Raw genomic sequence first — 13,221 nt, 5'->3', positions numbered from 1 at the left:
TGTATCACTTAGGCTGGGCGCCCCTTCCGAGCAAGGATGCTCATGATGCGTTTACTGATTGCTCTTTTACTCAGCGCCCTGCCTTTTTTGGCCTGGGCAGACGATTGCCCCGAGGAAGCCCGATCACAGGTCGACACCTTGGCTGAACAGATAAAACTATGGGATGACAGCTACCACCGGCTTGGCCAATCCCCGGTCAGTGATGAACTCTATGATCAGGCTCGCCACCGCCTGGCTCAATGGAGAACGTGTTTTACTCAATTAACCACAGCCACCGACAACCCATTGGCCAGTTCACGGGGCACGCGGGCTCACCCGGTCGCGCACACCGGCCTGGAAAAGCTGGTCGATGAAAAGGCTGTCGATGAGTGGCTCCGAACCCGACAAGACGTATGGATTCAACCCAAGGTCGACGGCGTTGCGGTGACGCTGGTGTATCACCGGGGTCGGTTGAGCCAACTCATCAGCCGAGGTGACGGCCTGCTCGGCCAGGATTGGTCAGCCGCCGCACGCAAGCTCCCCGGCATTGTCCAGCAACTGCCGGAGCCGACCGATCTGGTGTTGCAAGGCGAACTCTATTGGCGCCTTGACGATCATGTGCAGTCAGCACACGGCGGGGTAAGTGCCCGAAGCAAGGTGGCAGGGCTAATGAATCGTCGCCAGCTGAGTGACGCTGACGCCGCTGGAATCGGCTTGTTCGTCTGGGCCTGGCCCAACGGCCCGGCAGACTTCACCACGCGCCTGGCCACCTTGGCGCGCTGGGGTTTTGCCGACAGCCGTCGCTACAGCCAGCCCATCCAGAACATGACTGAGGCCGCGCACTGGCGCAGCTACTGGTACAACCATCCGCTGCCCTTCGCCAGCGATGGCGTGGTGTTGCACCAGGCGTTGCGCCCACCCGCCAAACGCTGGCAGGCCGGAACGCCTTACTGGGCGATCGCCTGGAAGTACCCGGTCACCAAGGCGCTGGCGCTGGTGCGCAAGGTGCACTTCAAGATCGGCCGCACCGGGCGCATCACCCCCATTCTGGAACTGGACCCCGTGCGGCTGGACGATCGGCAAATTCGCCGCGTCAACGTCGGCTCCCTGAAACAGTGGCATGCGCTGGATATCCGTCCTGGCGATCAGGTCTCCATCAGCCTTGCCGGCCAAGTGATTCCCCGGTTGGACCAAGTGATCCTGCGCAACAAGACAAGGGTGGCGGTGCAGGTACCGGATGCTCGGGACTTCCACGCGTTGAGCTGTTGGCAACTGGACCCCGGTTGCGAGGAACAGTTGCTCGCCCGGCTGACCTGGCTGAGCAGCAATCAAGGCCTGTCCTTACCGAATATAGGGCGCGAAACCTGGAACGCATTGATCCAGGCCGGTCTAATCGCAGGCTTTCTCGATTGGTTGACCCTGGATGCGGCAGAGCTTGCTAACATTGACGGCTTCGGTGAACGCAGCCGTGCCCGTGTGCTCGACAGCCTTCAAAGCGCTCGGCAACGGCCCTTTGCGCAATGGCTCAAAGCGCTGGGTGTACCGCCTTCGGCACGCAACGATCTGGAGGGCGGCTGGCAGACCCTGGCCGCCAGAGATGTCCAGGCCTGGCTGGCTACCGACGGTATTGGCCCGGGCCGCGCGGCGCAATTGAGCGCTTTTTTTCGCGACCCGCAAGTACAAGCATTAGCTGAAACATTACGTGTGGCCGGGATTGACGGGTTTTAAGCCCCGCCCGGCCACTTTTAACCCCGGCAGAATTCACCCTGCCAACCGATTGCGACCTTGGAGCCTTACATGAAATTTCTAGCCCCACTAGCCTTGTTGACCGTCGCAAGCTTCATGACCACGCCGCTGCTGGCCGCCGAAGAAGTCCCGGAACTTACCGGCTGCGCCGCCAAACGCCAAGCCATCAGCGCCCAGATCGAACAGGCCAGGACCCATGGCAACAGTGAGCAGCAAGCCGGTCTGGAAAAAGCCCTGAGCGAAGTCACCGCCCACTGCACCGACGCGTCCTTGAGGAAAGAGCGCGAGAACAAGGTGCTCGACGCCAAACATGAAGTCAGCCGCCGCCAGGCCGACCTCGACAAGGCAATGAAAAAGGGCGATGCGGACAAGATCAACAAACGCAAAGACAAGCTCGCCCAGTCGCGCAAGGAACTGCAGGACGCCGTAGAAGAACTCGACAAGTAAGACCGGTCAGTGATCCCGAAACTGTTTATGGCAGGCTGTGCAGGCATCTTCGACCTTCTGCACCGCCGGCCCCAGGTTGCTGGCCTTGTAAGGTTGCACTTGGCTTGCGATCACCAATTCACCGGTGGCCGCTTCAAGGTTTCGGGCCAACTCCTGGAAGCGTGCCTGCTGTTGCCACACGTTGTCCTTGGCGCTGGTGTGATCTTCTTCACGCACGCTCGGGAAATGCTTCCACGGTTCGTGGGACAAGGCATCGAGCTTGACTGCGCCTTCGGCGAACTTGGCGCCGTCGAACGGGATACGCCCACGCAACATGCCGCCCAGGTCTTCGCCGGTTTTGAGCATCTGCTTAAAGATTGCCTTGCGTTGGCCCAGGGGCGAATTCGGATCGACACCGCCGCAAGCGGACAAGGTCAGGCAGGCCAGCAATACCACGGTCAGTTTTTTAAAAGTCATGATGGCTTCAAGGTCACGGGAAACGGCGGCCAGTATCCTCGCCCCGCCCGTAAAGACCAATAGCCCTATTAATAATAAGGGTTGCCTGAATGCGCCACGGCGCGGGCAACCGCTTCAGGAATTGCTTGTATGACTATTACGTTGAAACCCTGGAGCCGCCGCCTGGCGCTGGCTCTGCCGATGCTGGCGTTGTTGGCCGGATGCGATGGCGGTAAAGAGGCCCACAAAAAAGATGAAGCGGCCAAACCCCATGCGGTCGCCACTTATGTGAGCGCACCGTGGGAAGCCCTGCCAGCCGTCTCCGACAGCGATCTGCTGGCAGGGTTTGAATCCTGGCGCAGCGCTTGCCAACGCCTCAAGGCCGACCCGGTATGGGGCGCTACCTGCGCAGCGGCAGCCACCGTGCCGGGTGATGCCGTGGCGGTTCGCAGTTTTCTCAAGGAACGCCTGGATGTATTCGGCTTGCGCTCGGCCGACAACACGCCGAACGGTCTGATCACCGGCTACTACGAACCGGTCTACCCCGGCAGCCTGACCGAAACCGCCACGGCCCATGTGCCGGTTTACGGTGTGCCGGATGACCTGATCATCGTCAACCTGGAAAGCATCTACCCGGAACTCAAAGGCAAGCGCCTGCGCGGCCGTCTCGAAGGCCGTGTACTCAAGCCCTATGACGATGCCAGTACCATCAACGGCCAGGGCTCCACGGCCAAGCCGATTGCCTGGCTGACTAACCCGATGGACCTGCAATTCCTGCAGATCCAGGGATCGGGGCGCATTCAACTGGCGGGCGGGCGTCAACTGCGCGTCGGTTATGGCGACCAGAACGGCTACCCTTACCGACCGATCGGCCGCTGGCTGGTCGAGCAAGGCGAGCTGAAAAAAGAAGACGTGACGATGGGCGCTATCAGCGCCTGGGCCAAGGCGCACCCGCAACGCATCCCGGAACTGTTGGCGAGCAACCCCAGCTACGTGTTTTTCAGCGCCCGCCCGGACAGCAATGAAGGCCCGCGTGGTTCGCTGAATGTGCCGCTGACGGCGGGCTACAGCGTGGCAGTGGATCGCAAGGTGATTCCGCTGGGCAGCCTGCTGTGGCTGTCGACCACCCAACCCGATGGTTCACCCATCGCACGCCCCGTCGCCGCGCAGGACACGGGCGGCGCTATCACCGGCGAAGTGCGTGCGGACTTGTTCTGGGGCACAGGTGATGCAGCGGGTGAATTGGCCGGGAACATGAAGCAACAGGGACAGATCTGGATGTTGTGGCCCAAGGGTGCAGTGTTGCCGCAGGTGCCCGACGCACCCGCCGGGACCTGAAGACCACTGAAGATCAAATGTGGGAGCGGGCTTGCTCGCGAAGGCGGTGTATCAGCCAGCACAACTGATGACTGACCCGCCGCCTTCGCGAGCAAGCCCGCTCCCACAATGAAACCGCGTCAGCCTTTAGATCGAGACAAAGAAGAAACTCGCAATCAACGCCATGCCCACGAACCACACCAGCGAACGCAGCATCGCCCAGTCCGCCAGGTAGCAAATGATGTACAGCAGGCGGCTGGTGATAAACAGCACTGCCAGCACATTAATGGTCACCAGCGACGCTGTACCGGCCAGGTGCGCAATGATCACCGCCGCCGCAAACGCAGGCGTCACTTCAAAGCTGTTGAGCTGTGCGCTGTGGGCGCGTTTGGCGAACCCTTCGAGGGTGTCCAGGAAAGCGCGCGGGTCATGGTTCTGGCGCGGCCCGAACTTGCCGCCGCTGAACTTGGCCAAACCCGTGCACAGGTAAGGCAGAAACATTGCAATCAACACACACCAGAATGCCACCGTCATCACAGATTCCTTTTGTCGTTTTAGTCAGCGGTTAGAGTTTTAGCACTAAAAATGCGAAGCCGCACTTACCCGCTATGAGCCGTGCCGTACCGAAAGGTTCTACCCGCCTTTTGCTGCGTGGTTTGCAACATCCCGCCACGGCTGCGGTCCATCCACCCATTAACAACCTGTCACTCTCCTCCAAGGACCCCGGATGCTTGAACTTGTCGCCGCCTTCATCTGCCTCACCACCCTGCTCACCTATGTGAACTTCCGTTTTATCGGCCTGCCGCCCACCATCGGCGTGATGGTCACGGCCCTGCTGTTTTCCCTGATCCTGCAAGGCCTGAGCGTTATCGGCTACCCCGGCCTGGAAGCGCGTATCCAGCAGTTGATCGGCCAGATCGACTTCGGCGACTTGCTGATGAACTGGATGCTGTCATTCCTGCTGTTCGCCGGCGCTTTGCACGTCAACCTGAATGACCTGCGCAGTTATCGCTGGCCCATCGGCTTACTCGCAACCTTCGGCGTATTAATCGCCACCGTGGTGATCGGCAGCCTGGCGTACTACATCTTTGCCCTGTTTGGCTGGCACGTGAGCTTCCTTTACTGCCTGTTGTTCGGCGCGTTGATCTCGCCTACCGACCCGATTGCAGTGCTGGGTGTGCTGCGAACCGCGAACGCCTCGAAACCCCTGAAAACCACCATCGTCGGCGAGTCGCTGTTCAACGACGGCACGGCGGTTGTGGTGTTCACCGTGCTGCTCGGCATCGCACAGTTGGGCGAAACGCCAACCGTCGGCGCCACCGCCATGCTGTTTGCCCATGAAGCCATTGGCGGCGTGGCATTTGGCGGGCTCATCGGCTACCTGGTGTACCTGATGATCAAGAGCATCGAGCAGCACCAGATCGAAGTGATGCTGACCCTGGCCTTGGTCATTGGCGGCTCGGCGATGGCCAGCGAACTGCACGTTTCCGCACCGATTGCGATGGTGGTGGCCGGGCTGATCATCGGCAACCTGGGCCGCAAACTGGCGATGAACGACATGACCCGGCGCTACCTGGATGGTTTCTGGGAACTGCTCGATGACATGCTCAACGCTCTGCTGTTTGCGCTGATCGGCATGGAGCTGCTGCTGTTGCCGTTCAACTGGCTGCACGTATTCGCCGCCAGCTTGCTCGCCGTAGCGATCCTGCTGTCACGCCTGCTGACCGTGGCCCCGGCGATTCTGTTGCTGCGCCGCTGGCGCACGGTGCCACGCGGCACCATCCGCATTCTCACCTGGGGTGGCTTGCGTGGCGGGGTTTCGGTGGCACTGGCCCTGGCCCTGCCGCTGGGCCCGGAGCGCGACCTGTTGCTGAGCATCACCTACATCGTGGTGCTGTCGTCGATCCTGTTGCAGGGCTTGAGCATCGGTAAGCTGGTCAAACACGTGACCAAAGATGAACCGGCCCCGCAAGCCGACGCCCACTGATAGACACGGGCGGCGAACTCATTTCGCCGCCAGCGCTTGCCCCTAGAGGGTCTGCACAATGATCTGGCTTTTGAGGTCGTTGAACATCGCCTCGATCATCGGCCGCATCGTCTTGAACCATTCAGGACTGCACACGGCTTGCGGGTGGCTGAACGCCAGAGTGCGGGAAACCAGCACGGTATTGCCGCTGCGCTCATAACTGGAGTCGTAGCTAACATCCGCGCCCTTGAGCGAAACGGCCTTGGGCAATGCCAGAATGTTCACCGATGCGGGAAACTCGAAGCGGGCGTTTTCGATACTCTGACTGGTGAAACAGGTGAAGTTCTGTGCCCGTACCTTTTCTGCGGACAGCGCCTGTACATCTTGGGAGATGAGGCTTCCCAGGCGGCTGAGGGCCTGCACGCCAATCGGCCCCGGCAGGTTGACAAGGTTTTCGGTATGCCCGGCCAACGTGGTCTTGAAGCTGGGCGCATTACTGTCCAGAGCATCGGTTTGCAGCGTGCCGCTGCCCGACTGCCCATGGGCACGCAGGGTTTTCTGGATGAGCTGCTCACGCTCCCCAGGCTCGAAAGACTTGATCCCAAAGCGCATCGATTCCGTACGCCACCCTTCGGCGAGTGAGGTCTGGGTAAAGTCAGCCGCGCCTTTGTCATCAACTTTAAACACCAGCTCGGTGGACAGCCTGCCAAGCTGGGTCGCCGGGGTGCGCCCCAACTCGCCGGTACGGGTCAACAGCACCGGCTTGTCCAAATCCGGCGGCGGCAAGTAACCCGGCGCGATGGAACTGGCGGTGGAGTCCAGGTACAGATCCAGGCTGGGCACATAGGTAATTGCATGGTTTATCACCCCTAACGCCGCCACCGCGGGCAAGGTGTAGGCGTTGCCCAGGTTGATCAGCGCCGGCGAGCTTTCGATAGCGACGGCCTTGAGCATGGCCTCCAGCAGCGCTACATGGTCCTTGCAGTCGCCGTAGCGATTGTCCAGCACCGACTGCGCCGAGTGCGGCACCACGCCACCGGCTTCGATGTACACCGCCACGTAACGAATGTTCTTGCGCACCCAATCACTGAGCGCCAAGGCCTTGGCCCGCGGCGTCGACAAACCGGCAGTGAGTTCCCGCGCCAGCTCAGTGACTGGCGGTGTTACCTCGACCGTGGCACGTGCCTCATAGGCCTTGGCCAGCGCGCTGTAGTTCGCGAAGGTCGAGACAGCGAGGAACTGGCCATAGTCGGTGTAGGCCACTGCACTTTGTTCAGGTCGGGCTTTGTCCGTTGGCACATAGTCCCAACGATACACCTTGCGCCCTGGTGCGGCGGCCGGCGCGGAGGCCTTGAAACCGCGCGCATCGGCGTATAAGGGTTTGTCTGCCGGCAGGTCGTAGGTCAGGCTGTAACCCTCGGTCGGGTTCAAGCTCGTGGTGGCGAAGTCGGTAAACTCATCAGGAAACAATGCGGTTTTGCGTGTTCGTTTGTAGCGCAGGCTCAAGCGATCGCCGACAGCGACCTCAGGGAAAATCACGACCTTAACCCGCGAATCCTGAAACATCGGCGCGCCCGCCGAAGCCCGTTCCTGTTGCTCCTTGATCTGCTGCGCGCTGACCACCACCTTGCGCCCGTCCGGCTTCTGGGTGAATGCCTCGACAATCTCCAGCGTGTCCAGGGAGCGGTTGTAACCGAAGCCCTGCTGGGCAGTGCGCCGGATGGCACGTTCTTCGTTGATCAGCACGACCTTATCGGCCTCCAGCACGTAACTGCCGTCGGCGTTGATTACATAATGCTGAGTGTTCTTCTCGATGGTGACGGAGCGATCCGCCGCATCATCCTTGGCCTGCGCCGTAGCGAACACACCCACCGCCACAACCAGCGCGCACCACCTGTGCACGCGCAAAAAAGGGAAAGCCCGCATAAAGATCCTTCTTTAAATGAATGGAAAACCGAGCAGCGACTTTGCCATTCATTTATGACGAACCGGTTTACTGCTCCTTGTTGACCTGTTGGGGGTGGCGCGGGTCTGCGTTCTTGCCCGGCAGGCTGCTTTCGCTGCGAATCTGCGCATGGCTGATCAGCGCAAAGATAAAACTGCCACCGATGATATTGCCCGCCAGGGTCGGCCCGGCAAATATCAGCCAGAAGTCCTTCCAGGGCAGTTCGCCGGCAAACACCAGGTACGACACCTCGGCCGAGCCAACCACGATGTGGGTGAAATCCCCCAGCGCCATCAGGTAGGTGATCAGGATGATGATGAACATCTTCGCGCTTTCCATGGACGGGATCATCCACACCATGGTGGCGATCATCCAGCCGGAAATAATGCCTTTGGCGAACATCTGGCCAGGGTCGTTTTCCATGACCTTGCGGCCAATCTCAAGGAAGGCCATATCGGTCTTGGTGTCGAAAATCGGCAAGTGCAGCATCACATACGCGACCAGCAAGGTGCCACACAGGTTGCCCACCAACACCACTGTCCACAGCCGCAACAGGCGCCCGGCATTGGCCAGCGTCGGTTTGCTCATCACCGGTAGCACGGCCGTCAGGGTGTTTTCGGTGAACAGTTGCTGGCGCGCCAGGATGACGGCGAGAAAACCCGCGCAATAGCCGAAACTGGCAATCACCTTGAATGCTTCACCCTCGGGCAGGCGCGAGTTGAGCAGCCCCATGCCCATCAACGACAGGCCCATGGTCAGGCCGGCCGCCAGCGCCGACCACCACAGCGCCGCTACCGTGCGCTCCAGCTCCTGATCGCCCTGGGTGCGAATGATTTCATGCAGAACCGCCGCGCGGGGCGGTTGGTTCTTGTCGACGTCGTGTTGCTCTTCCTGCGACAAGTTGGGGGTCTTGCCGTCTGCTTGCGTGGCCATGGGCGTACCTGAACAGGGGGGTGTTATTCAGGTACGACCTGTCGCCCATCAATAGCGTTCACTGGCCAGCGGCAGTATTAATCCTTGATGCCGTCTTCCTGGAACTGATCCTTCACGTACTTGATCTCGGTACGGCCGTGGGGCGCCGGCAAACCGTCTTCACCGAGGTTGACGAAGACCATTTTTTCCACGGTCAGGATGCTTTTGCGGGTGATCTTGTTGCGCACTTCACAGGTCAGGGTAATGGAGGTGCGGCCGAACTCGGTAGCGGTGATGCCCAGCTCGATAATGTCGCCCTGGCGCGAGGCGCTGACGAAGTTGATTTCGGAGATGTACTTGGTCACCACACGCTGGTTGCCCAACTGGACAATGGCGTAGATGGCCGCCTCTTCGTCGATCCAGCGCAGCAGGCTGCCGCCGAACAGGGTGCCGTTGGGGTTGAGGTCTTCGGGTTTTACCCATTTGCGGGTGTGGAAGTTCATGGTGGGAGGGCTCCGGGGGGGTGAACGATAGAGTTGCCCTCCCAGCTTCAAGTTTCAAGCGGTAAGCTTCAAGTTAAAAGCCGATTCGCTCTTACTTACCGCTTACCGCTCGAAGCTTGCCACTAGCCGGTTAAAGAAAGCTATAATCGCCCCCGATTTCAGAACGGCTACTACCGTTCTCCCGCCACCTGTCCGAGGGGCGCTGCAGCAGGCTCGACCTGTCAGGCTCGGATGGGGCGTTGTTGGGCCTGGTTCACCTGGCCTGATACTAAACGCACAACGGCGCCCATTCGCACACTACGAATGGAGGCTCTTCATGAGCGCTGTAATCACGCCTGCAGGTTTTACCGACTACAAAGTCGCCGATATGTCCCTCGCTGCCTGGGGCCGTCGCGAAACCTTTATCGCCGAATCCGAAATGCCTGCCCTGATGGGTCTGCGCCGCAAGTACGCCGCTGAGCAGCCGCTCAAAGGCGCGAAGATCCTCGGCTGCATCCACATGACCATCCAGACTGCCGTGCTGATCGAAACCCTGGTTGCCCTGGGTGCCGAAGTACGTTGGTCGTCCTGCAACATTTTCTCGACTCAAGACCAGGCTGCTGCTGCTATCGCTGCTGCCGGTATCGCGGTTTATGCCTGGAAAGGCGAGACCGAAGAAGAGTACGAGTGGTGCCTGGAGCAAACCATCCTCAAGGATGGCAAGCCATGGGACGCCAACATGATCCTCGACGACGGCGGCGACCTGACCGAGCTGCTGCACAAGAAGTACCCGCAGATCCTCGACCGCGTTCACGGCGTGACCGAAGAAACCACCACGGGCGTGCACCGCCTGCTGGACATGCTGGCCAAGGGCGAGCTGAAAATCCCGGCCATCAACGTCAACGACTCGGTGACCAAGAGCAAGAACGACAACAAGTACGGCTGCCGTCACAGCCTGAACGATGCCATCAAGCGCGGTACCGACCACTTACTGTCGGGCAAGCAAGCCCTGGTGATCGGCTACGGTGACGTGGGCAAGGGTTCGTCCCAGTCCCTGCGTCAGGAAGGCATGATCGTTAAAGTCTCCGAAGTAGACCCGATCTGCGCCATGCAAGCCTGCATGGACGGCTTCGAAGTGGTTTCGCCGTTCATCGATGGCGTCAATGACGGCACCGAAGCAAGCATCGACAAAGCGCTGCTGGGCAAGATCGACCTGATCGTGACCACCACCGGTAACGTGAATGTTTGCGACGCGAACATGCTCAAATCCCTGAAAAAGCGTGCCGTTGTCTGCAACATCGGTCACTTCGACAACGAAATCGACACCGCTTTCATGCGCAAGAACTGGGCATGGGAAGAAGTGAAGCCACAGGTGCACAAGGTTCACCGCACCGGTGCTGGTGATTTCGACCCGCAGAACGACGACTACCTGATCCTGCTGGCTGAAGGCCGCTTGGTGAACCTGGGCAACGCTACCGGCCACCCAAGCCGCATCATGGACGGCTCGTTCGCCAACCAGGTACTGGCGCAAATCTTCCTGTTCGGCCAGAAGTACGCCGACCTGTCGCCAGCCCAGAAAGCCGAGCGCCTGACCGTGGAAGTGCTGCCGAAGAAACTCGACGAAGAAGTGGCCCTGGAAATGGTCCGCGGCTTCGGCGGCGTAGTGACTCAACTGACCAAGACCCAGGCCGACTACATCGGCGTGACCGTCGAAGGTCCGTTCAAGCCGCACGCTTATCGGTACTAAGCAGCTGCAAGCTTTCAGCTACAAGCGGCAAGAAAAAGCGTTTGTGCTGAGGGCTTGTCACTTCCTCGCTCTTTAAGCAGCTATTGGCTGTGAGCTTCAAGCTACAAGAACGGCACGCCGCCCTCTTGCAGCTTGAAGCTTGCAACTTGCAGCTGGAGACCTCCCCCATGTCCCAAGACCGTCGCTACAGCTTCGAGTTCTTCCCGACCAAGACCGATGCTGGGCATGAAAAACTGATGGCGACTGCCAAGCAGTTGGCCAGCTACAACCCCGACTTCTTCTCCTGCACCTACGGGGCCGGCGGCTCGACCCGTGACCGCACGATCAACACCGTGCTGCAGCTGGAAAGCGAAGTCAAAGTTCCCGCCGCTCCGCACTTATCGTGCGTGGGCGACAGCAAGGCCGACCTGCGCAGCCTGCTGACCCAGTACCAGCAAGCCGGCATCAAGCGCATCGTCGCCCTGCGTGGCGACCTGCCGTCCGGCATGGGCATGGCCAGCGGCGAGCTGCGCTACGCCAATGACCTGGTGAGCTTTATCCGTGAAGAAAGCGGCGATCACTTCCACATCGAAGTGGCGGCTTACCCGGAGATGCACCCCCAGGCGCGCAATTTCGAAGACGACCTGCAGAACTTCGTGCGCAAGGCCAACGCCGGCGCCAACAGTGCGATCACCCAGTACTTCTTCAACGCCGACAGCTACTTCTACTTTGTCGAGCGTGTACGGGCCATGGGTGTAAACATCCCGATCGTGCCGGGCATCATGCCGATCACCAACTACAGCAAGCTGGCGCGCTTCTCTGACGCTTGCGGTGCTGAAATCCCACGTTGGGTGCGCAAGCAACTGGAAGCCTATGGCGACGACGTCAAGAGCATCCAGGCATTCGGCGAGCAGGTCATCAGCGAGATGTGTGAACAATTGCTGCAAGGTGGCGCACCAGGGCTGCACTTCTACACCCTGAACCAGGCTGAACCCAGCCTGGCCATCTGGAACAACCTCAAGCTGCCACGCTGAGGCTTGCCCGACTGCGGTGCATTTAAAACAAAAGGCCCTCGCATTGACGAGGGCCTTTTTGTTTTAAATTTGATCAGGCAACTTTGAATGACAGGATATTCGCCGGGTGATCGTTTGACTTTGCACTAACTGACAGGTGCGTGCGCTTGTTTTCTGTACACATATAAATAGACCGCAATTGACACTGATGCCGTTAAAAATGCCATGCATGCAGCCACAACAAAAGGTGCTGGGCGACCACCTGCGATGATTAGCACTGTTCCTAAAGAAGGCCCCATTATAACGCATAGTATTTGGAGGCTCCTGAAAGACATGGATACTCTTCCGATATTGTCAGGAGGGCATAATTGCTGAAGGATTATATTTGAAGATATTATTAACGTCTCATAGCCGAAGCCATTCAAAAACCAAACCAGCGGATAGAGATGGGCTCTTCCAGGCACTTGGAAAAACACTAAAGCAGCTGTCAGGATTAGTGCTGCAGAGAAAACAACTAATGCGCTTGAACGAAGTAGAATCTCATCGATATTGCTCCACTTGAACTTCATCAGCAGTGCGGCACCTATCGCGCCTCCGGCTGTTGCGGAGACGATTACTGAAAAATTAACTGGAGGTAAACCTTCATAGGCTAGAAAGGACGCCAAATGCGGGTCGTAAATCCCTAAAGCCAGCGATGTCAGTAGGGAGTAAAAAAAACCTATGCGTAGTTGAAAGGGCAAGGCATTGAATATAGAGAGTCCCCTTGTGATGTCGCGATAGAGTGGAAGGGCTTTCGTAGAGGTGTCAGCCATTTGCGTTCGGAATGCCAGGCAAATGGACCTTAAAAGTGGAAAGGTTAATAAAACGGCGGCAGCCGACAAAAAGAACAAATCCTTAGGTGATAAGACAGCCGTTAACACGCCTGCTAGTAACGGTGCAAAAATTTTGGAAGACTGATCAAATACACTGACGTGGCTGAAAAAAGATTTGCGCTCTTCAGCAAGTATCAGTTGCCGAACCATAATGGTTATCGAAGGGAAGTAAAATAAGTTTGACACGCCTTTGAAGATGACGAAAAACAAAAAGCTCTGAAGGTCTGGAGACACTGCTAGCGCTACGGTAGACAGTGTGCGGAGTAAGGCGCCAAATACTAGCGTTTTTTTACGTCATATCGATCTATCAGGGTTCCTACAATAGGACCTAGCAACAACATAGGGGCACCTAGGCAAAAAGCCAGGAACGCTATTGATGAA

At 58.7% G+C, this 13,221-nt stretch carries 12 protein-coding genes and 1 riboswitch; of the genes, 6 read left to right on the top strand and 6 right to left on the bottom strand.

Annotated features, from left to right (window positions below; genetic code table 11):
• Window positions 1-42: 42 nt before the first annotated feature.
• Both ligB and ACDZ94_RS10765 read left to right on the top strand, forming a co-directional pair.
• The gene (gene ligB / locus ACDZ94_RS10770) at window positions 43-1,707 is read left to right on the top strand and encodes an NAD-dependent DNA ligase LigB (protein ID WP_432751441.1); all 1,665 of its coding nucleotides are present in this window, start codon (window positions 43-45) and stop codon (window positions 1,705-1,707) included.
• A gap of 69 nt (window positions 1,708-1,776) precedes the next feature.
• Window positions 1,777-2,172 carry a DUF1090 domain-containing protein gene (locus tag ACDZ94_RS10765; RefSeq protein ID WP_064454499.1) on the top strand — a complete coding sequence of 132 codons (396 nt, stop codon included), beginning with the start codon at window positions 1,777-1,779 and terminating at the stop codon, window positions 2,170-2,172.
• A gap of 6 nt (window positions 2,173-2,178) precedes the next feature.
• Here the strand turns inward: ACDZ94_RS10765 and ACDZ94_RS10760 are convergent, their stop codons facing one another.
• Window positions 2,179-2,628, bottom strand: a complete 450-nt coding sequence (locus ACDZ94_RS10760; RefSeq protein ID WP_064454500.1) for a c-type cytochrome — start codon at window positions 2,626-2,628, stop codon at window positions 2,179-2,181.
• Between the two features lie 129 nt (window positions 2,629-2,757).
• Here ACDZ94_RS10760 and mltA point away from each other — a divergent pair, with 129 nt between their 5' ends.
• Window positions 2,758-3,945 carry a murein transglycosylase A gene (gene mltA, locus ACDZ94_RS10755; RefSeq protein WP_064454501.1) on the top strand — a complete coding sequence of 396 codons (1,188 nt, stop codon included), beginning with the start codon at window positions 2,758-2,760 and terminating at the stop codon, window positions 3,943-3,945.
• A 126-nt stretch (window positions 3,946-4,071) separates the two neighbouring features.
• On the opposite strand, the gene ACDZ94_RS10750 is transcribed toward mltA, so the two are convergent.
• Window positions 4,072-4,458, bottom strand: coding sequence for an MAPEG family protein (locus tag ACDZ94_RS10750; protein WP_064454502.1), 387 nt, complete (start codon window positions 4,456-4,458; stop codon window positions 4,072-4,074).
• Between the two features lie 193 nt (window positions 4,459-4,651).
• Between ACDZ94_RS10750 and ACDZ94_RS10745 the strand changes: the two genes are divergently transcribed.
• Window positions 4,652-5,911: a cation:proton antiporter gene (locus ACDZ94_RS10745; protein WP_064454503.1), complete on the top strand. Its 1,260-nt coding sequence runs from the start codon at window positions 4,652-4,654 to the stop codon at window positions 5,909-5,911.
• Window positions 5,912-5,953: 42 nt separating this feature from the next.
• On the opposite strand, the gene ACDZ94_RS10740 is transcribed toward ACDZ94_RS10745, so the two are convergent.
• From ACDZ94_RS10740 to ACDZ94_RS10730, 3 genes are all read right to left on the bottom strand, one after another.
• Entirely contained in the window at window positions 5,954-7,816 is a 1,863-nt protein-coding gene (locus ACDZ94_RS10740) for a DUF3857 domain-containing transglutaminase family protein (RefSeq protein ID WP_432751440.1), read from the bottom strand.
• A gap of 67 nt (window positions 7,817-7,883) precedes the next feature.
• Complete coding sequence (locus ACDZ94_RS10735) at window positions 7,884-8,768, bottom strand: formate/nitrite transporter family protein (protein WP_221295814.1); 885 nt, start codon at window positions 8,766-8,768, stop codon at window positions 7,884-7,886.
• A 77-nt stretch (window positions 8,769-8,845) separates the two neighbouring features.
• Complete coding sequence (locus ACDZ94_RS10730; protein ID WP_064454506.1) at window positions 8,846-9,250, bottom strand: acyl-CoA thioesterase; 405 nt, start codon at window positions 9,248-9,250, stop codon at window positions 8,846-8,848.
• A 188-nt stretch (window positions 9,251-9,438) separates the two neighbouring features.
• Window positions 9,439-9,545: riboswitch (S-adenosyl-L-homocysteine riboswitch) on the top strand.
• Between the two features lie 21 nt (window positions 9,546-9,566).
• On the opposite strand from ACDZ94_RS10730, the gene ahcY reads away from it, so the two are divergent.
• Entirely contained in the window at window positions 9,567-10,976 is a 1,410-nt protein-coding gene (gene ahcY, locus ACDZ94_RS10725) for an adenosylhomocysteinase (protein ID WP_432751439.1), read from the top strand.
• Between the two features lie 167 nt (window positions 10,977-11,143).
• Entirely contained in the window at window positions 11,144-11,989 is an 846-nt protein-coding gene (gene metF, locus ACDZ94_RS10720; protein ID WP_064454508.1) for a methylenetetrahydrofolate reductase [NAD(P)H], read from the top strand.
• Between the two features lie 125 nt (window positions 11,990-12,114).
• On the opposite strand, the gene ACDZ94_RS10715 is transcribed toward metF, so the two are convergent.
• Window positions 12,115-13,074, bottom strand: coding sequence for an MFS transporter (locus tag ACDZ94_RS10715; RefSeq protein WP_432751438.1), 960 nt, complete (start codon window positions 13,072-13,074; stop codon window positions 12,115-12,117).
• Window positions 13,075-13,221 lie beyond the last annotated feature (147 nt).

It is taken from the genome of Pseudomonas sp. UBT (assembly GCF_050915955.1).
Lineage (GTDB): Bacteria > Pseudomonadota > Gammaproteobacteria > Pseudomonadales > Pseudomonadaceae > Aquipseudomonas > Aquipseudomonas antarctica_A.
Note: the sequence above shows the minus strand (reverse complement) of the source record. Positions and strands in the feature narration are given on the sequence as shown.

Excerpts from the sequence above, each read along its gene's own strand:
- ligB (WP_432751441.1), top strand. The coding sequence starts at position 43 with ATGATGCGTTTACTGATTGCTCTTTTACTCAGCGCCCTGCCTTTTTTG.
- ACDZ94_RS10765 (WP_064454499.1), top strand. The coding sequence starts at position 1,777 with ATGAAATTTCTAGCCCCACTAGCCTTGTTGACCGTCGCAAGCTTCATG.
- ACDZ94_RS10760 (WP_064454500.1), bottom strand. The coding sequence starts at position 2,628 with ATGACTTTTAAAAAACTGACCGTGGTATTGCTGGCCTGCCTGACCTTG.
- mltA (WP_064454501.1), top strand. The coding sequence starts at position 2,758 with ATGACTATTACGTTGAAACCCTGGAGCCGCCGCCTGGCGCTGGCTCTG.
- ACDZ94_RS10750 (WP_064454502.1), bottom strand. The coding sequence starts at position 4,458 with ATGACGGTGGCATTCTGGTGTGTGTTGATTGCAATGTTTCTGCCTTAC.
- ACDZ94_RS10745 (WP_064454503.1), top strand. The coding sequence starts at position 4,652 with ATGCTTGAACTTGTCGCCGCCTTCATCTGCCTCACCACCCTGCTCACC.
- ACDZ94_RS10740 (WP_432751440.1), bottom strand. The coding sequence starts at position 7,816 with ATGCGGGCTTTCCCTTTTTTGCGCGTGCACAGGTGGTGCGCGCTGGTT.
- ACDZ94_RS10735 (WP_221295814.1), bottom strand. The coding sequence starts at position 8,768 with ATGGCCACGCAAGCAGACGGCAAGACCCCCAACTTGTCGCAGGAAGAG.
- ACDZ94_RS10730 (WP_064454506.1), bottom strand. The coding sequence starts at position 9,250 with ATGAACTTCCACACCCGCAAATGGGTAAAACCCGAAGACCTCAACCCC.
- ahcY (WP_432751439.1), top strand. The coding sequence starts at position 9,567 with ATGAGCGCTGTAATCACGCCTGCAGGTTTTACCGACTACAAAGTCGCC.
- metF (WP_064454508.1), top strand. The coding sequence starts at position 11,144 with ATGTCCCAAGACCGTCGCTACAGCTTCGAGTTCTTCCCGACCAAGACC.